The organism is Turicibacter sp. T129 (assembly GCF_025594975.1).
Classification (GTDB): Bacteria; Bacillota_I; Bacilli_A; order MOL361; family Turicibacteraceae; genus Turicibacter; species Turicibacter bilis.
Genome location: NZ_JAMQUU010000069.1, coordinates 1 through 23,649, shown reverse-complemented (window position 1 = coordinate 23,649; position 23,649 = coordinate 1). Strand labels below are relative to the sequence as shown.

At 33.0% G+C, this 23,649-nt stretch carries 27 protein-coding genes and 1 riboswitch; of the genes, 8 read left to right on the top strand and 19 right to left on the bottom strand.

The annotated features are described in order from the left end of the window. Positions 1–82 precede the first annotated feature (82 nt). The gene (locus NEH75_RS11245; RefSeq protein WP_055244209.1) at positions 83–739 is read left to right on the top strand and encodes an NAD(P)H-dependent oxidoreductase; all 657 of its coding nucleotides are present in this window, start codon (positions 83–85) and stop codon (positions 737–739) included. Positions 740–765: 26 nt separating this feature from the next. Here NEH75_RS11245 and NEH75_RS11240 read toward each other — a convergent pair whose 3' ends face one another. Continuing rightward, positions 766–1,230 carry a hypothetical protein gene (locus NEH75_RS11240; protein ID WP_055275585.1) on the bottom strand — a complete coding sequence of 155 codons (465 nt, stop codon included), beginning with the start codon at positions 1,228–1,230 and terminating at the stop codon, positions 766–768. A gap of 98 nt (positions 1,231–1,328) precedes the next feature. Beyond that, the gene (locus NEH75_RS11235) at positions 1,329–1,712 is read right to left on the bottom strand and encodes a DUF3887 domain-containing protein (RefSeq protein WP_055305380.1); all 384 of its coding nucleotides are present in this window, start codon (positions 1,710–1,712) and stop codon (positions 1,329–1,331) included. 245 nt (positions 1,713–1,957) lie between these two features. On the opposite strand from NEH75_RS11235, the gene NEH75_RS11230 reads away from it, so the two are divergent. Further along, on the top strand, positions 1,958–2,890 hold the full coding sequence (locus NEH75_RS11230) for a nucleoside hydrolase (protein WP_055305379.1): 933 nt from the start codon (positions 1,958–1,960) through the stop codon (positions 2,888–2,890). Between the two features lie 292 nt (positions 2,891–3,182). Here the strand turns inward: NEH75_RS11230 and NEH75_RS11225 are convergent, their stop codons facing one another. Further along, complete coding sequence (locus NEH75_RS11225) at positions 3,183–3,350, bottom strand: hypothetical protein (protein ID WP_156344108.1); 168 nt, start codon at positions 3,348–3,350, stop codon at positions 3,183–3,185. 161 nt (positions 3,351–3,511) lie between these two features. Here NEH75_RS11225 and NEH75_RS11220 point away from each other — a divergent pair, with 161 nt between their 5' ends. After that, complete coding sequence (locus tag NEH75_RS11220) at positions 3,512–4,069, top strand: thermonuclease family protein (protein ID WP_055244216.1); 558 nt, start codon at positions 3,512–3,514, stop codon at positions 4,067–4,069. A gap of 35 nt (positions 4,070–4,104) precedes the next feature. On the opposite strand, the gene NEH75_RS11215 is transcribed toward NEH75_RS11220, so the two are convergent. Together NEH75_RS11215 and NEH75_RS11210 are read right to left on the bottom strand one after the other, a co-directional pair. After that, on the bottom strand, positions 4,105–5,037 hold the full coding sequence (locus tag NEH75_RS11215; protein WP_238581282.1) for a patatin-like phospholipase family protein: 933 nt from the start codon (positions 5,035–5,037) through the stop codon (positions 4,105–4,107). A gap of 111 nt (positions 5,038–5,148) precedes the next feature. Next, positions 5,149–5,811, bottom strand: a complete 663-nt coding sequence (locus NEH75_RS11210; protein WP_055305377.1) for a TIGR01906 family membrane protein — start codon at positions 5,809–5,811, stop codon at positions 5,149–5,151. A gap of 573 nt (positions 5,812–6,384) precedes the next feature. Here NEH75_RS11210 and NEH75_RS11205 point away from each other — a divergent pair. Continuing rightward, complete coding sequence (locus NEH75_RS11205) at positions 6,385–6,990, top strand: class I SAM-dependent DNA methyltransferase (protein ID WP_055305376.1); 606 nt, start codon at positions 6,385–6,387, stop codon at positions 6,988–6,990. Between the two features lie 44 nt (positions 6,991–7,034). Here the strand turns inward: NEH75_RS11205 and NEH75_RS11200 are convergent, their stop codons facing one another. From NEH75_RS11200 to NEH75_RS11175, 6 genes are all read right to left on the bottom strand, one after another. Continuing rightward, the gene (locus NEH75_RS11200; protein ID WP_055244226.1) at positions 7,035–7,814 is read right to left on the bottom strand and encodes an alpha/beta hydrolase; all 780 of its coding nucleotides are present in this window, start codon (positions 7,812–7,814) and stop codon (positions 7,035–7,037) included. Positions 7,815–8,071: 257 nt separating this feature from the next. Next, positions 8,072–9,040, bottom strand: coding sequence for a D-alanyl-D-alanine carboxypeptidase family protein (locus NEH75_RS11195; RefSeq protein WP_055275574.1), 969 nt, complete (start codon positions 9,038–9,040; stop codon positions 8,072–8,074). 103 nt (positions 9,041–9,143) lie between these two features. Beyond that, positions 9,144–9,590 (bottom strand): MarR family winged helix-turn-helix transcriptional regulator, encoded by a 447-nt coding sequence (locus tag NEH75_RS11190; protein WP_055244234.1) that lies wholly within the window; start codon positions 9,588–9,590, stop codon positions 9,144–9,146. Between the two features lie 191 nt (positions 9,591–9,781). Next, entirely contained in the window at positions 9,782–10,006 is a 225-nt protein-coding gene (gene acpP, locus NEH75_RS11185; protein WP_055244236.1) for an acyl carrier protein, read from the bottom strand. Between the two features lie 68 nt (positions 10,007–10,074). Continuing rightward, positions 10,075–10,548 carry a peptidylprolyl isomerase gene (locus NEH75_RS11180; protein WP_172676266.1) on the bottom strand — a complete coding sequence of 158 codons (474 nt, stop codon included), beginning with the start codon at positions 10,546–10,548 and terminating at the stop codon, positions 10,075–10,077. Positions 10,549–11,236: 688 nt separating this feature from the next. Continuing rightward, positions 11,237–11,584, bottom strand: coding sequence for a hypothetical protein (locus NEH75_RS11175; protein ID WP_262941339.1), 348 nt, complete (start codon positions 11,582–11,584; stop codon positions 11,237–11,239). Between the two features lie 104 nt (positions 11,585–11,688). Here NEH75_RS11175 and NEH75_RS11170 point away from each other — a divergent pair, with 104 nt between their 5' ends. Continuing rightward, positions 11,689–11,850, top strand: coding sequence for a hypothetical protein (locus NEH75_RS11170; RefSeq protein ID WP_156344107.1), 162 nt, complete (start codon positions 11,689–11,691; stop codon positions 11,848–11,850). Positions 11,851–11,930: 80 nt separating this feature from the next. Here NEH75_RS11170 and NEH75_RS11165 read toward each other — a convergent pair whose 3' ends face one another. After that, on the bottom strand, positions 11,931–14,120 hold the full coding sequence (locus tag NEH75_RS11165; RefSeq protein ID WP_055305374.1) for a Tex family protein: 2,190 nt from the start codon (positions 14,118–14,120) through the stop codon (positions 11,931–11,933). Between the two features lie 451 nt (positions 14,121–14,571). Here NEH75_RS11165 and NEH75_RS11160 point away from each other — a divergent pair, with 451 nt between their 5' ends. Continuing rightward, on the top strand, positions 14,572–15,081 hold the full coding sequence (locus NEH75_RS11160; RefSeq protein WP_055305373.1) for an NUDIX hydrolase: 510 nt from the start codon (positions 14,572–14,574) through the stop codon (positions 15,079–15,081). 124 nt (positions 15,082–15,205) lie between these two features. Here the strand turns inward: NEH75_RS11160 and NEH75_RS11155 are convergent, their stop codons facing one another. From NEH75_RS11155 to mgtE, 3 genes are all read right to left on the bottom strand, one after another. Further along, positions 15,206–16,606, bottom strand: a complete 1,401-nt coding sequence (locus NEH75_RS11155; RefSeq protein WP_238581281.1) for an ATP-binding protein — start codon at positions 16,604–16,606, stop codon at positions 15,206–15,208. Beyond that, the gene (locus NEH75_RS11150; protein ID WP_055305371.1) at positions 16,590–17,264 is read right to left on the bottom strand and encodes a response regulator transcription factor; all 675 of its coding nucleotides are present in this window, start codon (positions 17,262–17,264) and stop codon (positions 16,590–16,592) included. Before NEH75_RS11150 ends, NEH75_RS11155 begins: the two co-directional genes overlap by 17 nt. An 83-nt stretch (positions 17,265–17,347) precedes the next feature. Then, complete coding sequence (mgtE, locus tag NEH75_RS11145; protein WP_055305370.1) at positions 17,348–18,682, bottom strand: magnesium transporter; 1,335 nt, start codon at positions 18,680–18,682, stop codon at positions 17,348–17,350. A 275-nt stretch (positions 18,683–18,957) separates the two neighbouring features. Here mgtE and NEH75_RS11140 point away from each other — a divergent pair, with 275 nt between their 5' ends. Further along, complete coding sequence (locus NEH75_RS11140; RefSeq protein ID WP_055305369.1) at positions 18,958–19,599, top strand: HAD family hydrolase; 642 nt, start codon at positions 18,958–18,960, stop codon at positions 19,597–19,599. A 322-nt stretch (positions 19,600–19,921) separates the two neighbouring features. Here NEH75_RS11140 and NEH75_RS11135 read toward each other — a convergent pair whose 3' ends face one another. Next, positions 19,922–20,722, bottom strand: coding sequence for a Cof-type HAD-IIB family hydrolase (locus NEH75_RS11135; RefSeq protein ID WP_055305368.1), 801 nt, complete (start codon positions 20,720–20,722; stop codon positions 19,922–19,924). Positions 20,723–20,917: 195 nt separating this feature from the next. On the opposite strand from NEH75_RS11135, the gene NEH75_RS11130 reads away from it, so the two are divergent. Continuing rightward, positions 20,918–21,064, top strand: coding sequence for a hypothetical protein (locus NEH75_RS11130; protein WP_172676264.1), 147 nt, complete (start codon positions 20,918–20,920; stop codon positions 21,062–21,064). Between the two features lie 69 nt (positions 21,065–21,133). On the opposite strand, the gene NEH75_RS11125 is transcribed toward NEH75_RS11130, so the two are convergent. The 3 genes from NEH75_RS11125 to mutY all read right to left on the bottom strand — a co-directional run bounded on the left by NEH75_RS11125 (position 21,134) and on the right by mutY (position 23,476). Beyond that, a complete protein-coding gene (locus tag NEH75_RS11125; RefSeq protein ID WP_055243376.1) occupies positions 21,134–21,484 on the bottom strand; it encodes an SdpI family protein in 351 nt (116 codons plus the stop codon). Positions 21,485–21,596: 112 nt separating this feature from the next. Next, the gene (gene thiT / locus NEH75_RS11120; RefSeq protein WP_055243375.1) at positions 21,597–22,184 is read right to left on the bottom strand and encodes an energy-coupled thiamine transporter ThiT; all 588 of its coding nucleotides are present in this window, start codon (positions 22,182–22,184) and stop codon (positions 21,597–21,599) included. 69 nt (positions 22,185–22,253) lie between these two features. Next, positions 22,254–22,353: riboswitch (TPP riboswitch) on the bottom strand. A gap of 43 nt (positions 22,354–22,396) precedes the next feature. Further along, entirely contained in the window at positions 22,397–23,476 is a 1,080-nt protein-coding gene (gene mutY / locus NEH75_RS11115; RefSeq protein WP_055305367.1) for an A/G-specific adenine glycosylase, read from the bottom strand. Positions 23,477–23,649 lie beyond the last annotated feature (173 nt).

Below are 23,649 nucleotides of genomic sequence, written 5' to 3'. Positions count from 1 at the left end.
CACCATTTCTGGTGAAGACTCTTAATCATTTAAATGATTAAATATCTTTCGTTATAAACTGTAACTATATAGGAGGTTATTTATGACTCATGAACAAATCTTAGAAATCTTAAATTTCCGTCATGCCTGCAAAGAATTTGACTCGTCGAAAAAGATTTCAGACTCAGATTTTGAAATTATCTTAAAAGGTGGTCAATTATCACCAAGTTCAATGGGAATTGAACCATGGAAGTTTCTTGTCATTCAAAATGAATCGTTGCGAGAAGAGTTAGCTACTGTTTCATGGGGTGGAAAAAAACAAATCCCTTCATGTTCGCATTTAGTAATTTTATTAAGTCGTATGCCTAAAGAATTAAAACATGATTCTTCATACATCCATCATTTATTAACAGAAGTTAAACAAATGCCTCAGGAAGCTGTTGAAAACTTCAAAGGGGTTGTTAAAATGATTGAAGATACACGATTTCAAAATAATGAGAAAGCCCTCTTAAATTATTCATGTTTACAAACATATATAGCCGCAGCCAATATGATGACAGTATCAGCTATGCAACAAATTGATTCTTGTGCAATGGGGGGTTACGATCAAAAAGCCGTTGAAGAGATATTAATTAAGCATAACTTATTAAATAAAGACGAGTTTTATCTAACATTAATGATAGCCTTCGGTTATCGCATCAACGAGCCTACACCCAAAACACGTCAATCGCTAAATGATTTAGTAGTTTGGGTAAAATAAAAGGACTGATTATTCAGTCCTTTTATTTATAAGTAAATTGACATTAAGATAACAATCCCCAGATTTAAAAATGGAATCATATGATCCACAATATAATCAACCATAAAATATCCTTTTTTCTCACTACCCGCTAAAATTTGTTCTAAGCAGTAATTCCCAACTAAATAGGCCATCGATAATCCAAAGGCTACTAAAGTTAACAATGGTTTATGATAAACAAATGCCCCAACAACAGGATGAAAAACAAAAAGAACGCCTGTTAAGATTCTTAAATTATTAATTAAGACACTTGCATCAACCATCTTACCAGCTTCATCGTACATTTGAGTTACTTCTTGAACCATATCAACATTAATTTCATTCACAGCTTGCTTAACATGTCCTACATATTTTGAATAGGAAACAAATCGCTTACGCTTAATAATCGATTGAACATTTTGAACCATAAAAAAAATAAAACTAAATAAAATAATTGATTTTAAAATAAACATACGCTTCCCTTTTCCCTCTATCAGTCAAATTTCGATAATATACATCTATCATAAAAAATTAATTTCAGATAATCAAGTCTCAAGCTAATTTTTATTCATTATTTCATATAGAGTCCGACTAATTCCATCTGTGGATTATAACTTAACGTAAGTTGTAATGTCCCCTTTTCATATTTGGCTAATACAACAACTACAGCATACTCCTCTTTTCCAGAGATAATATAATTAGAAATAGCATCAAAAGTTCCTAACTTTTCATATAATGGTATCCATGCCTGTTTAATAACATCCGCACTTAAATCATTTTGTAAATCTAAACTTACCGAATCTGTGATTGCTTGATACTCGCCTGCATTTAACTGTTCTAGAACCTTCTGTGCTGATGATTTCAAAGTGGCTTCATCGTAATCGTCACTTAATACTGAATTAGAACACCCAACTACCCCTAGCACCAAAACAAATAAACAAAGGATTTTTTTCACCTTAATCCCCTCCCCCCTTCAATCTTATGATTAAAATGAAGATATAATTAAATAAATTTTATAATCTTTACAAACAAATCCATCATATTTATAACTATTTTCCAAGCTAAAATCTTAAAACATCCTAAATATAAGCCTCCTATAAAAGCCATAAAGTTTTTATGCTGTAAAAAATTGATTACTTCTTAGCTAATTTTGTCGAATTTATGATAAACTAGCGCTAGAAGTTATTTGGAGGAGATTATATGAGAAAGTTTATTATTGATACAGATACCGCATCAGATGATGTGATTGCAATTATTACTGCACTTCGTGAACCAAGTATTGAAGTTTTAGCGTTAACAGTTGTTGCTGGAAACGTTGGCTTAGAACAATCAATTCAAAACGCTCTAACAGCCATTAAGGTGGCTGATACTTATCAACCTGCTGTTTATGGTGGGATGAGCAAACCATTATTCCGTAATTTATTCACAGCAGCTGATGTTCACGGTGAAGATGGTCTTGGAAATATGTTTTTACCGAAATCAAATATTCCAATCGAATCTGAACATGCTATGGATGCCCTAATTCGTTTAATTGAAGAACATCCATATGAAATTGAATTAATTACGCTTGGCCCATTAACAAATATTGCAATGGCTGCATTAAAGGCACCAGAAACAATGAATAAATTAAAATCAATTACGTTAATGGCAGGAACAGGACTAGGACCTGGTAATACAACTGAAACTGCTGAATTCAATGTCTATGTCGATGCAGAGGCACTTTCAATTGTATTAGGAATAGATGTTCCAAAACTATTTGTTGGTTGGGATGTTATTGAAAAAAGAGCCTTCATTACTGAAGATGATTTAGCCCATTTAGATAATAGTGATTCTCCAATTGCGAAATTCGCTGTTCGCTGTACAAAATCACTTCATGACTTCTGTAAAGGACTTGGTCTAAATGGATTTGAATTAGCAGATCCAACCGCAATGATTTGTGCGATTTGGCCAGAGGTCATGACCAACTGTATTGAAGCTCACGCAACTGTGGAAACAAAAAAAGAAGAGAACTACGGACAAATTTTCTTAGACCAAGAATCAGCGACACCCAACTCTACTACTTGTATCGACCTTGATGGTGAGCTATTAAAAACATATCTATTTAATACTTTATTAATGAAGGAAAACAAATAAAGAAAAATTTAAAAGAATAGATTTTAATCAAAAGCTCAACCATTATGAGAGACTATTGTGTTTTTACAAAACATAGTTCCTCGCTTTTTTGATAATAAATTATATCAGTCCAGATAAGTTTTTTACATCGTAAAAACTTTTAGCTGGACTATAGTCTGCCTTGCACGGCATAGCCATTCCATATTTCGGTTGCTGTATTAAATGTAGAAAACATTTCTGTTTATATATAGATTTTTACTTTCATAAAAAGCGATAGCCTCATGACTATCGCTTTAATTTATGAACTGATAACTTACAAGGCAGAATATCTAAAAGGCCTTGTAACGAATCGAACTAACTTATAAATGATGTACGCTGGAACCCCATATTGAAGCCCAATCACTACAACAAAGAATGATAATTTAACAATAAAGATTAAAAGCATAAATAAGCTAACTAATAAGCTAATTAAAGCACTCATCATTGAGCCCTCCTATAATGAAGTTATATCCTATCTATACTATGCAGATAAATATGAACGTGTGCTATCTTTTTTTATATTACCCTCGCTTTTAAAATCACTAACTCTTTGTTAAAATGAATTGATAAACATTAGCGCATTAAAGAGAGGAAGTAGATTTTATGAAATATAGACACTTAAATAAATGGATTAAACAGCTACCAACGCCTGCTAAAGCTCTCGTTATTATCGGTTTAATTATTTTAACAATAGTATTCGGTGAACCTGCGATCGATAAAATCGAGCAACTATTTAATAATAGTAATATTCAATTAGAAACTGTGACATTAAAACGCGTTGTTGATGGTGATACAATTATCGTCACTAATCAAGCAGGCTCTGATCTTCGTGTAAGACTGATTGGTATAGATACGCCTGAGAGTGTTCATCCAGATGCAAATAAAAATACTGCTGAAGGTCAACTTGCGAGTGATTATACAAAAGAACAACTTAAAAAAAATCAAACATTATATTTAGAATATGATGAAGAACTTCATGATCAATATGGACGAACATTAGCTTATGTATGGTTAACTAATAACGTTGATTCAAATGATATTGAGGATATCTCAAATTATATGTATAATGCTAAATTAATCATTGATGGATACGCTGTTGCAAAGAAATTCCCACCAAATATAAAATATGCCGAAATCTTTAAGCAATTAGAAACTAAATAATAATAAAAGGACAGATTAAAATTGAGTCTGTCCTTTTACTTTCGATATTTTTTTAAAAACTGATCATTCCATTTCATATGATGGCGAATATAAGGACTCATACTTTTCCCTTTTAAATTAGCAATTAACATAGGTGTTAAAGAAACTAAAGCATCTCGGTACCCTGTTTGAATCTTTTCAGTGATAGAGGCTTGATTAAAATTCAATGTTCCCGATCCATTAATTAACTCAAGTGATGATGATGGATAGATTTCTATAATATTAAACTGTTGATATAAACGCTTATCAACTTGATCAGTATAGGTTAAGTGAACAACAATAATTAAATCCAAATCATGATTCATTAATGGAGAAATAGGAACATTATCAGCATTTGCAGAAGCATAAAGTGGATTATTAATTCCTCCATCAGCATATTGCTTGCCCTTGAACGAAACAGGTGGAAAAATATACGGAACTGCACATGAACCGAGCGTAATATCAATAATCTCCTCTTCAGAATAATCATTTAATCGGAAATATTCTGGATGCCCATCTGTCACATTATAAGCACAGCTATATACATCGATATTTGTTTTATGTAAGATGCCAACATCAACAAATTCCTTAATATAATCCCGAATTCCTTTTTGAGAGATAAGGCCTAATGCACCTAAATCAATACTATCAACAATTGGCTCTCCCTTATGAATTGTAATTTTTTTAATCAAATCACCAATATCACTAATTTTAAGTCCATCCCCTTGGGTTACAATTTTTGAATAAGAGAGCGACTTCCAACTTTGATCAATCAAATCGCGATTTTTCATGCATAAACAAAGAGCATTTAATGTTCCAATAGACACGCCTGATACGACATCAATATTATCAATTAAGTCTAAATCCCATAATGCACGAATTACCCCCGCTTGATAAGCTCCTTTAGCCCCTCCACCTGCTAGCACTAATCCAACCTTTAATCTAAACAACTGCCGCCCTCGAAATATCATTACTAACACCTCACATTTATTGTTATTATAGTGTATGTAGGTGTTTGCCATCTAATATATAAATTTGATGAATTGATAAAAAAAGTCTAACTAGTTGTTAGACTTTTTCATTTTATAATAAGTATATTTAATTAATCCACAGACTACAAATAAAAAGACAATAATAATGATACTTAACAGCATAAACAATTGTTCTGGTAATGCTAGGATAACAGGATCTGTTCGATAATCAAATACCCAGTAATCATTTCTAAAAAAAATCTTATGGAACATTGTAAATGTATTAGAGAAATTAAACGTAATTAAACAAATTAATACTCCAAAAACAATGAAGACTAGATTAGCTCCTTGATTGAAAATTGATAAAATACATTTATCTTTATGCTGATGCTTCATAACAATAAAGATTCCCAGGGCAACAATAAATAATAATACAATGATATATAAAGCTAGAAAAATATTTTTAACATCTGCGAAATGAATCATTCCCGCTTCACTCATTACGAAATCTGGTAATTCTAAATAACCTCCGCTTGGCCTTTGTAAGTAAGAAATAATACTTTTATAGTTTAACATTAACTTTTCTGCTGATAGACCTGTGATTAGCGATAATTGATACTTATCAATCACATATTGATAAATTGGAGTACAATTTAATACGATCAAAACAATTGTTGATACGAGCGCTAGAAAGAACCAAATGGCACCTACCCCTTCTACAACTATTTGTTTGATTGTCTTCCTCTTTAACATTTTTCAACGTCTCCCTTTTTTTAACAATAAAATTCCGATACATCACACAAGTGGAAAGATGATTGCTACTCCTCACCTAACCTTTAATCCAACTTGTTCTGATGTTAAGTTTACCATCTTTTTACTAATATCGTCTATACAGAAACAGATGAATAGCGTACATTGGCTACACCAGGTTTAAGCTTATTAAACAACTTTAATAAAGATTTCTACTTCTTATACAACATATTATTAATCACTTACTTTAATAATGCTTAATTTTTGTGATAGTTTTATTCAATAGATGATCGTGAGTATAGACACCCTATCGCTAATAAATCATTGGTTTATTCCTGAATCGTTCATCTAAATTAAGTAAACATTTATCAAAAATTAACTAACTGATATCCTAATATAGAGCAATCACTCATACAACTTCTCATTTGTATCTTTTATGTTTTACAGATAGTGTAAATATATGTCAATTAATGTAGAGTGGTATTCTATTAGAAAACATGTCAAATAGCTTGAAATATGATAAAATAATACTATTATCGCTAAATGCTTAAATTGTTTCAAAAGGGAGTGGTGAATTTGGATTTCAACCAACTAGCATCAACTTTGGATACCGATATCCGCATCAAGCGTGCTCAAGCAGTGAGTATTGAAATTGAAAGTTATATCGGTCATGGACCGCTTGAAGTGATGGAATTCGGATGTGGAACAGGTCTAATCTCCTTAAATCTAAAAAAGAAAATTTCAGAAGGGTTAATGGTGGATAGCTCTAGCAAAATGATTAAAGAGCTTGAACAAAAACTAGTCGACCAAAATATAACTAATATACAAACTTATACAGGGGATATCTTAGAATCAGACTTTGATCGAAAATTTGATATCATCTATAGTTCCATGGTGATGCATCATATCAAAGATTTTCAATCGGTCATTAAGAAATTAGTTAGCTATTTAAAAACAAATGGAAAGCTGATTATTGTCGATTTACTTCCTGATAACGGGGAATTTCATCGTGAGCATGAAAACTTTGAGGGACACCATGGATTTACGATTAATGAAATGGTTAGTGCCTTAACAGAAGCAGGACTAAAAGAAGTTAGTGGACGTAAATTCTATTCAAGTTATAAACCAGTTGAAAATAAAAAGCATCCCTATAGTTTATTCAGCGTTGTAGGCATTAACTAATCACATACAAAAGGCGTCGTTTTTAAAAACGACGCCTTTTGTATTTAGTTATCAACTTTAAACTGTGTTACAAACTTAAGAATGGCTTGTTCTAATGTTTGACTTTCATCTCCTCTATAATAGAAATGTCCTGATTTACAAAGTTCAATCAATTCATAATTATCGCCCGTTAATTTCTTTTTCAAAATTTTCGTTGTTCTATTTCTAACAAATTCATCACATTGACAGTGAATGAATAATAACGGCTTTTTAATCATAGGTAATTGTTTTTTCGTCTCATATATTAAGTGGAATAAATCTAAATATCTTGGAATCCATTTAAGATAATCCCCCCACGTTCCTTTTGAAATACTCCAAGCCCGATAACTGGCTAATACATATTCATCATCTTGACTATAATGTCCTGTTAATACCTTAAGTGAACAAACAAATCCTTTTAAGCTAACCTTAACCGATAACGGAGTTGCCAAACAGACAACCCCAACGACAGCCTCATGCTTTTCACATACTAATAATGATAATAACGTCCCCATTGAATGTCCCACAAGAATAATCTGTGGATATTTCTTTGAAATCTCTTCAATCTGGCAGTTAACGTACTTTATCCACTGCTTACGATGACTTTTAGCAAACTCTCGTGCACTGCCACCATGTCCAGGGAGTAAAATTCCGAAAGATGACATTCCTTGATCTAAAATCTTTTCAGCTAATCCATGAAATTGATACGGTCCTTCTAAAATCCCATGAATAAAAATCACTGCTGTTGTTGCTCCTTCTAATTCACATGAAAATGGTTGATGAGCTACCTTCTTTTTTAAATTCATAATATCATTCCCTCTTTAATCTACCCTTAGTCTTACAATTTTTCTCAATAATTATTCTTAATTTTGTTACATTATGAACAACATTACCACTTTAAAAAGAGCATAAGTGATATAACAAGGGGATTATATCACTTATGCTCTTTAAATCATTTGTAATTTCTTTGATACAATCTTCTGCTTGTGGATAAAGTCCTGACTTTTGAACTACTCACGACTAAGGTTACGGGTATATAGGGGCTATTTAATCAATTGATTCTCTAATTCAAAAAATAATCATAACCTTCTAACGCATCCAGCACGTGATATTGTGGTGTATACGGACTCCCATTAGCATGTGTTGTCACTAATGCATATTCGTTCTTGCCATCCGTAGCATAGCTAGCTAAACATAGCCCAGCTTCTTCCGTATAACCTGTTTTTCCACCTAAGACTTCTCCTCCATCAAAAACTGGATCCCCCATACGATCAAACATACGACTCGTAAAAGTTAATCGGCTCGAACTTGTAGTTGTATAGGATTTAGCAGAAAAAATTTCTCTAAACTCATCATTCTTTAAAGCGACTTTCTCTAAAATAGCTAAGTCCAATGGTGTTGAGTAATGATTATCGTCATGAAGGCCTACGACATTTGTGAAATGAGTATCTTCCATTCCCAATTCTTGAGCTTTCTCGTTCATCAGCGCGACGAATCCTTCCTCTGAACCAGCGACTACTTTTGCAATCATAAGTGCCGCGTCTGCTCCAGAAGGTAGCATCGTTCCATATAATAAATCGTCATACGAGACGCTTTCTCCATTTACGAATCCTGCAATCGCGGCTCCCTCTTCTGCAAGCGTATTATAATCGATATCAATAGTAATCGGTCCATCTAGTCTATGTTCGATACCCACTAATACGGTCATCATCTTCGTCAATGAAGCTGGGTAAGTTCTTTGGTAAGCATTTTTCTCATAGATAACCTCATTGGTCGTTAAATTAACAAGTAGCGCATAATCACTGACAAGATTTAAGTCAACATCTGAAGCGGTTAACACGTGATTAGTCTTAAATCCATACCCATGATGAAGCATAAATAATAGATCCTCATGATTGAGACCATAAAATAAATTATAATGATTATATAAATTAACGTCCTCTGCTATTGGGGCGGCACTTACTTTCAATAAGAAGCCCCCCACTAATAAACTGGCAATGACTAGCGTTTTTGATATAACTGATTTAAACATAAAAAAAAATCAACTCCTCTTATATGACTATTAAACCATATAATTGAAATTGATTCCTTATGAATTTTTTGTAATTATCTTACTTAATTCGCCAATAAAAGCGTTATTGATGCTTTTCTTGTAATTTTTTAAAGAAACGATAAATACTCTCTAAGGCTTGAACTAAATCTTCACGGAATTCTAAATCTTTTAACGCCGCGTTGACTAATTCCTCATGGAATTCTTCATGAATTTCAAAAACCTTTTGCCCTTTTTCAGTTAAATCTAGTAAAACAACACGACGATCATTGACATCACGCTTACGTGTGACATAACCTTTTTCAACTAAACGGTTAACTGAAGTTGTCAAAGTTCCCATCGTAATCATTAAACGTTTAGAAACTGTCCCCATTGTGGCTGGTTCACACTTACGAATCGCTTCAATAACATGAATCTCTGTCATTGTCACATCGACCGCATCGTGCTCAGTTAAGTTACGTTCTTCTAAAATTAAAATTTGGTTAAAAACATCTGTTAATAGATCATTAACTACTTTTCTTGAACGTTCCACCCTTGCACCTCCTAATTTAAAGTCAAGCGAAATCGCTCATATTTTTTTATATTTCCAAGTAAAACACAACCGCTTACATTATATCATCTATAAATTTAGATTGAGCGAAATTAAATGAATTATGACCGTTTTTTTATTTTGTTTAAAAAACTAGGAGAATGGGTTTAATCACTCTCCTAGTTAAGCTCAAATTATTGATGGCTTTCGATATATTCAACGATATTTTTTACGCTTTTCATTGATTTTGCATCTTCTTCAGCGATTTCTAAATCGTATTCTTCTTCTAATGCCATGATTAATTCTACAGCGTCTAATGAGTCAGCTCCTAAATCTTCTAACGTTGATTCAATTGATACTGCTGCCTCATCCACACTTAATTCATCTACAATAATTTCTTTAACGCGATCAAATACCATTTTAACTTCCTCCTTCATCTAACTATAGTATTATTATAAATAGTTTGAAAAACAAAGTAAATACTTTTTTAAGCTTTTTCTACTGTATATTTAGATTTTAATCCTTGAGTGAAGTTAGAGTACATTTCGTTTTGTTTTTTAGATGTTAAGTATTGTTGAATTTGACCTTTTACATCAGTGAATGGAACAACATCTTTTTTATCTAATAATTTGATTAAGTGGTAACCGAATTGTGTTTTAACCACTCCTGAGATTTCTCCGATATTTAAAGCGAATGCTGCTTGCTCGAATTCAGGAACCATTTGTCCACGACCGAAATCTCCTAAATCTCCACCACGTGATCCAGATGGACATTTAGAGTTTGCGCTTGCTAATTCATGGAAGTCTGCTCCACCTTCGATTGCTGCTAATAATTCATTAGCTTGCTCCTCTTCTTCAACTAAGATATGAGCCGCACGAATCATTTCTTCTTTGAATTGTTCTTTATTTTCGTTGTAGTATGCTTCACATTCTTCATCTGTTACATTGATTGTTTTAAACATTTGTCCAATGCTGTGTTGGAAAACAAATTCACGATATAATTTTTGGAATTCTTCTGTTTGTGTTAATCCTGACTCAATTGCATCTTCAACAACTAATTGGCGTGCAATTAATTCGTCTAATAAATCTTGTTTTTGTTCTTCTGATGTAATATTAATATTTTGTTGAGTACGTAATGCCTCAACTGTTTCATTTAACATTTCTTCAGTGATAGCATAATCTTTAACTTTGGCTAATACTTTTGACATGATCGTAACATCCTTTCGGGTTCTTTTTATAGACCTATTGTATTATTTATTTCAACTTTAGTAAATATATATACCAAATTATTCATCGGTATTTCAATATTATCCACAATTCCCTATATATAAATAGGTATAACACCTTTTTAACATCCAAACATTTCATAGCATTAGTGTAATACACTAATCCTGTCATGTTCGAACTTAATATTACAATTGGTGAATAAAAAAGAACGCTGGATTCTTTGGTCAAAATTATGAGAGATATAATAAAGATAAAAAACTTTCATCTATTGTACTTATACTCGATAATAACTATTATCTGTTTTTAGTTCTTTATAAATAAGGCACTCGTTTTATTTTGATGTTTTAGCATGGTATCCAGATGTTGAATCGTAAGATCTTGTAAATTGATAGTTTTTACAATCGGCTTTTCAGGTTCGCTCACTCAAATCTTCCAAAGCTCCACTGTTGTTCCAGGCTTCATATTTTCATAAAGATAACAAAGTAAGGCCTCATAGTGACACTTACATGACCCTAAATGAACATCATTCAGATAAGATTTTTTCGTATGAGTGCGAACTACTTTATCATTAATAAAATCACTAGAATGGATCATGAGCTCATCAAACTCTTCCTCTGTTTCATAGATTAAAACTTCTGAATCTAAGGGTAAATCATATTCATTCGTCATCAGCCCTCTATCAACTGCTTCTTTAACCGTCATTCGATGCTTATCTGTATTATCTACACCTGGCATTTCATAATCTGAAGCAATGAAGTTAAAATAACTCATCAAACTCTCCTCTCATGATTAAAAATCACCTTACCGTTACATCGATATTGTAACATTTTTTACCATATATAGTATACTACGCCTAAAGAAAGGAGCAGAATAACATGGAAATAGTAGGAGAAACAAACTTTATGATGAGTTTCTTTTCTTCCATCTTATTTAGATTACCTAATCTATTAAACTTGATTAGTTACTTCTTAGTTATTTATGCACTCATTCTATTGATTAAATGTTTAAAAATTTATATCAAAAATAATTCGAATTAATCTAAAGCCAAGGTGCAGTAAATAAACAAAGAGGGATTACGTCTAGTTAGACATAGTCCCTCTTTGTTTATCTAAAAATATTATTGTGCTTCTGGAGCAATCATAGTCAGAGCTAATCGTTTACGTTGTAAATCGACTGAGTCTACCCACACTTTAACGATATCTCCAACTGAAACAACATCCATTGGATGTTTAACGAATTGCTTGCGCATTTTTGATAAGTGAACGAGTCCATCTTCTTTTACTCCACAGTCAACAAAGACTCCAAAGTCTACGACGTTACGCACTGTTCCTTGTAATTCCATTCCTGGTTTTAAATCTTCTAATTTTAAAACATCAGAGCGTAAAAGTGGTGCTTCAATATCATCACGAGGATCACGGTTTGGTGCGACGAATGCATCTAAAATATCATTTAATGTATGCTCCCCTACTCCTAATGTTTGAACTAAATCCTGACGATCTGCTTTCTCAACCGCAGACTTTAATGCAGGAGTTCCTAAATCATCTTTCGTAAATCCTAACGTTTCAAGCACTTGTTCTGCTACTTTATAACTTTCAGGGTGAATTCCTGTTTTATCAAGTGGATTCACTCCATCAATGATACGTAAGAATCCAATCGCTTGCTCATACGTTTTCGCCCCTAAACGAGCTACTTTCTTTAATTCTTCACGCTTTGTAAACTTCCCAACCTCATCACGGTGTTTAACAATATTATTCGCGATAGTTGCTGAAAGTCCCGCTACATATTTTAATAACGCAGGTGATGCCGTATTAACATTAACCCCTACCTGGTTAACCGTTGTTTCAACGACGAAGTTTAACGAATCATTTAATTTTGATTGCGTCACATCATGCTGATACTGTCCAACCCCAATTGATTTTGGATCAATCTTAACAAGTTCGGCTAATGGATCTTGTAAACGACGTGCGATCGATACCGCTGAACGTTCTTCGACCTGTAAATCAGGAAACTCTTTTCGTGCCAATTCTGAAGCAGAATAAACCGATGCCCCCGCTTCATTTGTAATAATATAATAAATTGGATGTTTAATTTCTTTCAAAACATCAACGATAAAGCTTTCTGTCTCGCGTGAAGCTGTTCCATTTCCGATAGAAACAATCTCAACTTGATACTTATTAATTTTATCAATGACCTTCGCACGAGCTGCCGCCACTAACTTTGGATCAGCCGTTGAACCTTTAGATTTTTCATGTGGATAAATCACATCAATATCTAAAACTTTTCCTGTTTCATCAACAACAGCTAATTTACATCCGGTACGGAATGCAGGGTCCACTCCTAAAACCACTTTTCCTTTCATTGGTGGTTGTAATAATAATTGGCGCACGTTTTCTGAGAAGATATGAATCGCTTGGTTTTCAGCCACTTCTTTTAAATTGGCACGAATTTCACGTTCAATCGATGGTTTAATTAAACGCTTATAAGCATCTTCAATCGCTAATTTCACTTGTTTTGTTGATTCTGTCACTTCGCGAACAGGAATCACTTCTTTTACTAAGTAACGATGTACCCCTTCTGCATCATCTAAAATAGAGATACGTAAAATTTTCTCTGATTCTCCACGGTTCATCGCTAAAATACGGTGAGGAACAATACGTGAGATGGGTTCACTGTAATCATAATATTGTTCATAAACTTTACGCTCATCTAATGATTCATCGCGTACTTTCGATTGAATCTCACCTTTTTTCGTCATATACTCACGAATCCATTTACGATAATCAGCGTTATCGGCAATAATTTCAGCAATAATATCACGTGCCCCTTGTAAAGCCTCATCAACGCTTTTAATTTCTTCATTGATATATTTTTCAGCCTCAGCTTCAACACCGCTTGCTGGATATGTTAATAAATAGTGTGCTAATGGCTCTAACCCTTTTGCTTTCGCCATCGTTGCACGCGTTTTTTTCTTCTCTTTAAACGGACGGTATAGATCCTCAATTTCTGTTAACTTCTCTGCTTTTAAAATTTGTTTCTTTAATTCAGGTGTTAACATCCCTTTTTCATCAATTAAACGAATGACATCATCTTTACGTTGTTGTAAGTTTACCCCGTACTCATACGTTTTAGAAATTTCACGGATTTGTTCTTCATCAAGGGCCCCTGTTACCTCTTTACGATAACGAGCAATGAATGGAACCGTCGATCCCTCTTCTAATAATTTAAGTACTGCATTAATTTGGTTCGTTGTAATATTTAATTGTTTCGCAATTTGCTTATATAAATCATTCATAAATTGTTGTTCCATAGAAGAAAAGCCCCTCCTTTTTATATACGCATCAGTTGATAATTATTTAAAACTTTAAGCGTAATGCTATAAATATAAACTTTCATTTGTTTTCCTAAACAAGGACGTAAAATATTGTATCATAAAAATGAGACCTTCTTCACATTTTAAGAAAAATATTCCAAACATAGTAACGAAGAAAGACAAATCTACTATACGATAAAAACAATAATTAATAAATGACATACTACAAATAGTAAAGTTAACTTTAGATTTTTGATTGACCTGTTAAAAAGGAGTGCATTTCTATCAAGATTAATAAATAATGAAGAGCACCATATTGAAAAAATAGAAATAAATGACGAAATAAACACAATAGCAATTCTATTTGTAAACTTAATCGTATTAAAATATGTACACTATAAAATTGAAAAAGAAATGTAATATTTGAAATAAAGTGAGGGATTAAACGATGATTGAATACTGGGACATTTATGATGAAAACAGAAATAAAACAGGGCGAATTTACCGTCGAGGTGATGAGATGCAATCAGGTGATTATCATCTCGTTATCCATGTCTGCATTTTTAACAGTAAAAATGAACTCTTAATTCAAAGACGTCATCCTGATAAAATTGGTTGGCCGGGAATATGGGATATTTCTGCAGCAGGTTCAGCACTACAAGATGAGGATAGTCGCATGGCAGCCATCCGCGAAGTCAAAGAAGAACTAGGAATTGAGATTAATCTTGATGGCTTACGTCCTCATTTTACGATCAACTTTGACCAAGGATTTGATGATTATTGGTTCATTGAACAAGAGATTGATCTTAAAGATATCACACTCCAACCGGAAGAAGTAGTCGATGCTAAATGGGTTAAAGAAGATGAACTGATAAAGCTACTTAAAGATGGTCAATTCATCCCTTACTGGTTCGGAGCAAATATTTTCAAAATTAGAAAATTAAAAGGAGCATGCTAAAATTCAAGAGAAATTAATGATTAAAAAACCCTGATAAAATGAACTGACTTATCGCTCTTTTATCAGGGTTTTCTTTATGTATAATTTTTAAAATTTTAGTATCTTCGGAATAAATAATCTTTTACTATCTAAATAGTGTGATAATAAATGTACTCCCTTCATTTAATTGACTTCTCACTTCTATCGTTCCACCATGGGATTCAACGATGGACTTGGCAATCGTTAAACCAACACCAATTCCTCCTGTTTCTTTATGGCGCGACTTATCCACACGATAAAATCGTTCAAAGATATGATTTAAGTCAGCTTCTGGAATTCCAACTCCATTATCTGAAACGAAGATTTTAACTTCATGATCTGTCATGTCATTATAAACACAAACAATTCCACCTTCTGGTGTATATTTGATTGCATTCGATAATAAATTAATCATTACTTGAGAAAATTTTTTGACATCAATTTTAATCATCGTTTCGATTAGGTTCATTTCAATCCTAATCTTTTTATCATATGCCTGGGCTTGAAAGTTATAAATAATTGGTTCTAAAAATTCAGTGATTAAAATGTCTTCTTTGTTTAACTTTACTTGTTCCTGATCAAACTTAGCAAGCTTACGAAGTTCATCAACAAGTTGGCTAATTCTAGTGACTTCCTCACTAATACTTTGCAAGCGTTGTGGAGTTGGTTCCCAAATCCCAACGATAATTAAATCTAAATGACCTTTAATTGTTGTGAGTGGTGTTCTCAATTCATGAGCAATATCAGTTGTTAGCTGCTTTCTTAACCTTTCTTGTTCATTAAGTGCTATAGCTAATTTATTAATCGAAAAAATGAGTTCGTCGACTTCTTTAAGATGACTTTTATAACCAAGCTCCTTTTTATTTTGGCCTGTTGATAACTCCTTGGCCATCTTGGACACTTTAGCAATCGGATTAGAAATCGATTTAGCGATAAAGGCCGATAAGACTATAACACTTCCAATTGAAATCACACCAATAAATAAAATCATTTTATTGACCGAGTTAAAGAGTTCAATATCATTGTCCATATAATACGTTGAGGCATAGCGAGAAACGTGAGCCATCCCCACTTTCCCTTGTTGTGGATGAATAATAGGAACTTTATAATCCTCAATCGTATCCTTCCAACCTTTATCAATACTTTGCATATTCTTACTGATTTCATTTAAGGTGTAATCAGATAAGACCTTTTCATCTTGAAAGACATCCCACACATCATGACCTTGATCATCATAAACTTGAAGAACAATTCCTTTACGAATGGCATCGACCCCTAGGTCTTTAATTAATTGTAAGTCCCAATCATCAATATAAATATTATTTAAATCAAATTGAATAAGATGTTCAAACTCAACTTGATTAGATTCATCCACATATTGCTCAAACGCTTTTTGAAAGATATTCGTCACGAATAAATAAATAGCAAGCATCGTCAGTACTATGATAATGGAAAAAGTCATCATTAAATTTTGATTAATCGATAAACTTTTATTTTTGTAGTCCAAATCGATACCCCACTCCATAAACCGTTTTAATCATCTGTGGATGAGATGAATCTAGTTCAATCTTTTGACGAAGATTTTTGATATGACTATCAATCACACGGTCATATTTCTCATAATATCCTTCAATGACACAGGCTAATAATTCTTCTCTTGTATAAATCCGAGTAGGATTTGAACTTAAAGTCAGTAATAATTTATATTCGGTATTGGTTAGCGGAACTTCTTTTCCTCTAATTTTTAATTGATGAGAATCTATATTCAACTGAAACTCATGACCATACTCAATGATTCGAGTCGATGGAATACGCTTTAAGATAGCTTTCACTCGTAATAAAAGCTCCATGATATTGAATGGCTTACACACATAATCATCACACCCTAAATGAAATCCTTCAATACGGTCCTCTTCCTCAATCTTAGCTGTGAGCATAATGATTGGAATATCTGATGTTTCACGAATCATGCGACATACATCTTCTCCATTTATATCTGGAAGCATTCGATCTAAAATAATTAAATCAAATGTCATCGTTTGAAAATAATGAACAGCATCCTTTCCTGTATAAGCAACCTGTGTTTCATACCCCTCATTATCCAAACAAGCTTGAATAAACTCACAGATTTTTACCTCATCATCAACAATTAAAATACGATACATTTTGTTCAACTCCATTCTATGACTATTCTATCTATAATTTACATAGCTTATCAAATAAAAAAGGCCTCTAGGGCCATTTTTTATTAAATTCCAAGTAATAATTGAGCTAACATAAAGTAGATGAATAATGCAAAAGCATCGACGATAGTTGTAATCAATGGACTCGCCATAATAGCTGGATCGAATTTCAATTTCTTTGCGATAATCGGTAAAAGACCTCCGACCACTTTAGCAATAATGACAGTACAGAACAGACTTCCACAAACCGTTAAAGCCACCATCATATCCACTCTCTCAAATAAGATGATTCTTAAGAAGTTAACAAAAGCTAAAACAATTGCTACAATAAATCCAACTCGAAGCTCCTTAAACATGATTTTCAAGTAATCATTTGTTGTAATTTCGCCTAGAGCTAATCCTCTGATAATTAAAGTTGATGATTGAGACCCGGCATTTCCTCCTGTATCCATTAACATAGGAATAAATGACGCTAAAATAACAACTGATTGAATGACTTCCTCAAATCCTTGAATGATACGACCTGTAACCGTTGCTGAAATCATTAACACAAGTAGCCAAATAATTCGGTGCTTTGCTAGTGAGAAGATTGGCGTTTTTAAATAAGGTTCTTCATTCGGTTCCATAGCAGCCATTTTTTGAAAATCTTCTGTATTTTCTTGTTCAATAATATCAACGACATCATCAATCGTAATGATTCCAACTAAACGATTTTCCTTATCCACAACCGGCATCGAAACTAAATCATATGTTTTAAATAAGGGCGCCACCTGTTCTTGATCCTCATTTGTTTTAACTGAGATCACATTCGTCTCCATTAATTCATGAACAGAGCAAGATTCATCGTTCAAAATTAATTCTCTTAATCCGAGTGTCCCCTTTAGGTGACGCTCTTTATCAATAATAAAGCACGTTTCAATCGTCTCTTTATTCATTCCTGTTTTGCGAGTATGTTCAATCGCTTCTTTAACTGTCATTTCTTCCTTAAGATCAACAAATTCAATGGTCATCATTGAACCAGCAGAATCATCTTGATAATTTAAAAATTGATTAATGAGTTCACGCTTTTTAGGTGACGCATTACGAAGAACCTTTTTAACAATATTAGCAGGCATTTCTTCAATAAAATCAACAGTATCATCTAAAAATAACTTATCCACAATTTGCATGACTTCTCGATCATTAATGGATTCAATAATACGTTGTTGAAGCTCCTTGTTTAAATAAGAGAATACTTCTGCTGATAAATCCTTAGACAAAATACGGAATAATAAAACTAAATCACGATCATCAAGTTCAGTCATATTTGTTGCAATATCCACAGCATTCATTTCTTGTAAATATTCACTTAGTTCTAAAAGTTTATTTCTCTCAATTAATTTTTTGATTTCGACTAACATGGTTCCACCCTTTCATACTGGGCTACCATATCCACACAATCTACTAATAGTTAAAAGTAAAAGGTCAGAGGATATGGGCCCTCATCATTATCCTTAAACCTCTTCGGACTATCGTCCATATCCTCACTCCCTTTCTCGGCTAAGACAATCTACCTTATTATATGAAAAGACTATGGAGAAATTATGTGGATTTTATAATTAAACTCAAAAGATTGCTTTCTATCGTTTAGGTTGCTATAATGCAAACATACTTTGAATTAAGATGAGGGATAGAAATGAAAAAAGCTATTATTTTTGATATGGATGGATTAATGATTGATAGTGAACGAGTCACTTACGAAGAATACTGTCGTAAACTAGAACAATTAGAGTATAACTTTGATGAAAATATGTATCGTCGTTGTTTAGGCAAAAATAAACAAAGTGTCTATCAAGTATTTATCGATCACTACGGAAAAGACTTCCCAATCACTGAAGTTTGGGACGATGTTCATGTATCTTTAGATAGTCGACTACAACAAAATGTGCCACTTAAAACAGGAATCATTGAATTATTAACATTCTTAAAAGAAAATGGATATAAAACAATTGTTGCCACAAGTAGTTCTCGTGCACGTGCTGATATGATCTTACAAGTAGCTAACATTCGTCATTATTTTGATGATACAATCTGCGGAGATGAAGTCACTTGTGGAAAACCAAATCCAGAAATCTTCTTAACTGCTTGTAAAAAATTAGGCGTTACAACAGAAGAAGCCTTAGTTTTAGAAGATAGTGAGGCTGGGATCACAGCTGCTTATGCTGGAAATATCGATGTCATCTGTGTACCAGATATGAAATATCCAGAAGAAGAATTCGCCACTAAAACACTAAAAATCGTAGATTCATTATTAGACGTTATTGAACATTTAAAATAAATAATAAAAAAGCTGTTATCCTATCGGATAACAGCTTTTTTATAGTGATGGTTTAAACATACTCTCCCAATATAAATAAAGGCAACGAGTATTTGCCTAGTATTAAATTTAACACTCATCTATCATACAAAAATAGTTTGTAGAAATTATGTGGATAATGACGAATTACTGTAGAAAACTAAACTTACTAATACGGATACTCTGCTAATTCCATTCCACGTTCCCAAATCAATAAACAATCGTCTTCATTTCATCTTCATATGGATTTTTTTGAGTTTTAATATAAAGGGCCACTGAAATAAAAACGTCAGTGGCTTTCCTATTAAATTAACCCTAAATCTTTACAAGCGTGATAGACTCCATCTTCATACACTGGTTTTGCCACATAATCGGCATGTTTTTTTAATTCTTCATGGGCATTTCCCATTGCAACTCCACACCCAACTGTTTGTAACATTTCAATATCGTTTAATCCATCTCCAAAAGCAACCGCATTCTCCGGTTTTAATCCTAATTTGTCTAAAATAACTTCAATGGCTGTTGCTTTTGATCCAACATTTGGTAATAAGTCAATTCCATTTGGTTGCCAGCGAACAATACGAACCTCCTCAATCGGTTCAAAGATATGTTCATTTTCCTTTGTTACTCCCGCTACCATTTGATAAATTTTATAATCCGGTTTCTCTAAATTTGTTTCAATGATTGGATAAGGTAAATTCATATTATCAAGTGCCTCGAGTAATACTTCTTGATTTTCCCCGGATAACACATAATGATGAGTTGGCATCCATAGTAATGGCACATGATTTTCTTTTGCCACTGCTACAATTTCATCTAATAACGCTTGACTATATGGCGCTTCATACATGACACGGCCATTCATCACTGCATACTGACCATTTGTACAAATAAAACTATCAATCTCTAGTCCCTTTAATAATTCCTCAATCATGAATGGTGAACGTCCTGTTGCAATAAATGGTGTAATTCCATTCTCTTTTAATAAACGAATTGCCTCAACCGCTGAAGCTGGCACTAACTCCATATCAGACGACTGATTTTTCTTTGAATGATTATCCACAATTGTCCCATCTACATCAAAAAATGCAACCTTAATATCCATCTTCAAACCTCCTATGTCTCAATATCCATAGAATACTACAAAAACACACCGAAATCCACCAAATAAAATACAGAAACAACAGAATTCTTCCTTATTTTTAAGCTATTTTATTTAGTAAAATGAGAAAAATATCAGGCAGATGTATGAATGATCATCTGTTTACTTATACTGAATTGTAAAGGAGGAGAATATTATATGCCAGTAGAATCAGTGAATACGCCATTACAAGCACTTACCTATATTGCTAGCAATCTCGTTATCTTACTTTCCGTCGTATCAGTTTTGACATATCTCTTCTTAAAAGGATATGACTTCGTAATGAAAAACAATTCATCTAAATAAAAAAAGGCCTACGCTTAATTAACAATTAATTAAACGTAGGCCTTAAGTTTTTAAATTGTTCGTTCATAATTACTTACGATTACCTTCTTTATCAAATGACATATGAACACGCCATTCTGTCAATCCTACAACTAATAGCGCCATAACAATAATCTCAACTAAATTTATGATGATTAATTCCCAAATAGCTAATGTTCTAAAATAAGAGTTTAAAAACACACCAATAACTAATAAGATACCACCAACAATCAATAATAACTTTGCGGCAAACTTATTAGATACTCGCCATGTCTCAACTGTTTGTTTAACTGATAACACACGATAACCAAGCCTTCGATGCGGTAAATCAGATTCAAGATAAGTCACAAGGCCAAAGAACATAAACAACAACGGCGCAATAAATATACTAAACTCTTGCATTCTAACTCCCCCTTATAATTATAATTTCTCCTATATTATACCATATTTATATTATATTTAGGCAGAGCTCTAAAGTGCACAAAAAAATCCGACAAATTTGTCGGATTTTTTATTAAATCGTCTTAACAGTTTGATTCACTGAATCTTTTAATACTAACTGTGAAGAGTATCCTTGATATAAGATCGTTAACAGTAATGCACTCACAATATATGAAGCAATAATATAAGGAGCATTATAAACAATTGAATACACCCATGGATTTTGAGATCCTGCATATTCAGAGAAGAAGACTACACCAGAAATAACATGACATAAAAATCTAGCAAGTGAAGCAACACCAGTTGCTACCCAAATATAAGTCATACGTTTTGATCCTGTTGTGTGATTGACCTTTGAAGCAAAGAACCCAGCAAAACCTAACACGGCATATGGTAATGGATAATCAAATAATAATTGAACTGGGTGAATAATATAAGCACCCGTTAATAATTGCAATAATCCCATCACAAATCCACCTGTAAATCCTGCAATCCATCCATAACGGAATGCAATAATGGCGAGTGGAACTAATGAGATAGAAATTGAGCCTCCATTTGGCCAAAACCATCCCATAAAAAGATTAGCCAAGTAATCAAGAACAAAAGCTAAGGCTACTAGAATACTAATCTCTACTAATTTTTTTGTTTGTGAATTTCTCATAAAAAAATCCTCCCTATAATCAGGAGGCTTTACGGCATAATTTAAAGTATAAGAATATCCTTTTATCATCAAAAGGCTCGTCTACTTCCCTCCGCTAGTCCTAACTAGTTCAGGTTCAAAGGGTTATGCAATTTGCACTCTCAGCCGTAAGGCACCCCTAGTAATCTATTACATAATAAATTTAACATATTTTTCCTGAATAATCAAATAATTTACTTCTCATATTCCTTTAATATTTTTTGATGAGCAGCAACTAGTGGATATTCATATAGATTTTGCTCATTAATCCACAGATTTGGATCTTCAGCAATTTCATCACTATATCCTGTTTGTACATTCACACAGTAACTTTCCATTTCCCAAATACGATGAGAAAACACATGAGTAAAGGTTCCGATTGGTTCAATGCACTCGATTTCTTTACAAATTGGGGATAACTTTTCTAACAAAAATTCTCTTGGTTCTTTCTGCCCTGTATATTCAAAACTTAAAAACTCGTAGAAATTAGCAAGTAATCCCGTTTCAGGACGTTTATTCACTAAATATTCACCTTGTTGATTTTTAACGATTGCTACAACAAGTTTTGTTTTTGTTTGAGCATTTACTTTTGTTTTAACAGGTAATAAATCATCAATTCCCTGTTTAAATGCCTGACAATGTTTTTGTACAGGACAGTCTAAACATTTTGGAGATTTTGTTGTACAAATTGTTGCTCCTAATTCCATTAATCCTTGATTAAAAGCACTCGAATCTTCATGAGAAATAACGTCTGAAACAACAGCTTCAAAAATCTTTCTCGTTTTCGCTTTAGCGATATCTTCAAAAATACAACACACACGACTCATCACACGAAAGACATTTCCATCAACGGCTGGCGCTGGAATTCCAAAAGCAATACTGCTAACAGCACCTGCCGTATAAGGTCCAACCCCTTTTAACTTAAGTATTTCTTCATGAGTTGTAGGGAATCCTCCCATCTCTTCAATCATTCGTGCACTTTCTCGTAGATTGCGAGCACGCGAGTAATAACCAAGACCTTCCCATGCTTTTAATAACGTTTGATCATCAGCTTCAGCTAGTTCTTTTGTCGTTGGAAATAGCTTCATAAACCGTTCATAGTAAGGAATAACTGTCACAACTTGTGTTTGTTGTAACATAATTTCTGATACTAAAATACGATAAGGGTCACGATTGATACGCCAAGGCAAATCACGTTTAACTTTATAATACCAATTAATTAAATCATCTTGAAATGCTTTTATATTTAAATGCTCAGTATAATTCTCAACCAATATGTTCACCTACTTTTCTTCATAATCCTAGTCTAACAGATATCAGATTGAATTAAACGCAAAATACTACAAAATTCTTACGTTCAACAAAAATAAAAAGCACCCGCAGGACACATAGTACATTTCGGTGCTTTTCATTTAAAACTAACGTTTAAGTAACTATTCAGCCACCA

Excerpts from the sequence above, each read along its gene's own strand:
- NEH75_RS11245 (WP_055244209.1), top strand. The coding sequence starts at position 83 with ATGACTCATGAACAAATCTTAGAAATCTTAAATTTCCGTCATGCCTGC.
- NEH75_RS11240 (WP_055275585.1), bottom strand. The coding sequence starts at position 1,230 with ATGTTTATTTTAAAATCAATTATTTTATTTAGTTTTATTTTTTTTATG.
- NEH75_RS11230 (WP_055305379.1), top strand. The coding sequence starts at position 1,958 with ATGAGAAAGTTTATTATTGATACAGATACCGCATCAGATGATGTGATT.
- NEH75_RS11225 (WP_156344108.1), bottom strand. The coding sequence starts at position 3,350 with ATGAGTGCTTTAATTAGCTTATTAGTTAGCTTATTTATGCTTTTAATC.
- NEH75_RS11220 (WP_055244216.1), top strand. The coding sequence starts at position 3,512 with ATGAAATATAGACACTTAAATAAATGGATTAAACAGCTACCAACGCCT.
- NEH75_RS11210 (WP_055305377.1), bottom strand. The coding sequence starts at position 5,811 with ATGTTAAAGAGGAAGACAATCAAACAAATAGTTGTAGAAGGGGTAGGT.
- NEH75_RS11200 (WP_055244226.1), bottom strand. The coding sequence starts at position 7,814 with ATGAATTTAAAAAAGAAGGTAGCTCATCAACCATTTTCATGTGAATTA.
- NEH75_RS11195 (WP_055275574.1), bottom strand. The coding sequence starts at position 9,040 with ATGTTTAAATCAGTTATATCAAAAACGCTAGTCATTGCCAGTTTATTA.
- acpP (WP_055244236.1), bottom strand. The coding sequence starts at position 10,006 with ATGGTATTTGATCGCGTTAAAGAAATTATTGTAGATGAATTAAGTGTG.
- NEH75_RS11180 (WP_172676266.1), bottom strand. The coding sequence starts at position 10,548 with ATGTTTAAAACAATCAATGTAACAGATGAAGAATGTGAAGCATACTAC.
- NEH75_RS11175 (WP_262941339.1), bottom strand. The coding sequence starts at position 11,584 with ATGAGTTATTTTAACTTCATTGCTTCAGATTATGAAATGCCAGGTGTA.
- NEH75_RS11170 (WP_156344107.1), top strand. The coding sequence starts at position 11,689 with ATGGAAATAGTAGGAGAAACAAACTTTATGATGAGTTTCTTTTCTTCC.
- NEH75_RS11165 (WP_055305374.1), bottom strand. The coding sequence starts at position 14,120 with ATGGAACAACAATTTATGAATGATTTATATAAGCAAATTGCGAAACAA.
- NEH75_RS11160 (WP_055305373.1), top strand. The coding sequence starts at position 14,572 with ATGATTGAATACTGGGACATTTATGATGAAAACAGAAATAAAACAGGG.
- NEH75_RS11150 (WP_055305371.1), bottom strand. The coding sequence starts at position 17,264 with ATGTATCGTATTTTAATTGTTGATGATGAGGTAAAAATCTGTGAGTTT.
- mgtE (WP_055305370.1), bottom strand. The coding sequence starts at position 18,682 with ATGTTAGTCGAAATCAAAAAATTAATTGAGAGAAATAAACTTTTAGAA.
- NEH75_RS11140 (WP_055305369.1), top strand. The coding sequence starts at position 18,958 with ATGAAAAAAGCTATTATTTTTGATATGGATGGATTAATGATTGATAGT.
- NEH75_RS11135 (WP_055305368.1), bottom strand. The coding sequence starts at position 20,722 with ATGGATATTAAGGTTGCATTTTTTGATGTAGATGGGACAATTGTGGAT.
- NEH75_RS11130 (WP_172676264.1), top strand. The coding sequence starts at position 20,918 with ATGCCAGTAGAATCAGTGAATACGCCATTACAAGCACTTACCTATATT.
- NEH75_RS11125 (WP_055243376.1), bottom strand. The coding sequence starts at position 21,484 with ATGCAAGAGTTTAGTATATTTATTGCGCCGTTGTTGTTTATGTTCTTT.
- thiT (WP_055243375.1), bottom strand. The coding sequence starts at position 22,184 with ATGAGAAATTCACAAACAAAAAAATTAGTAGAGATTAGTATTCTAGTA.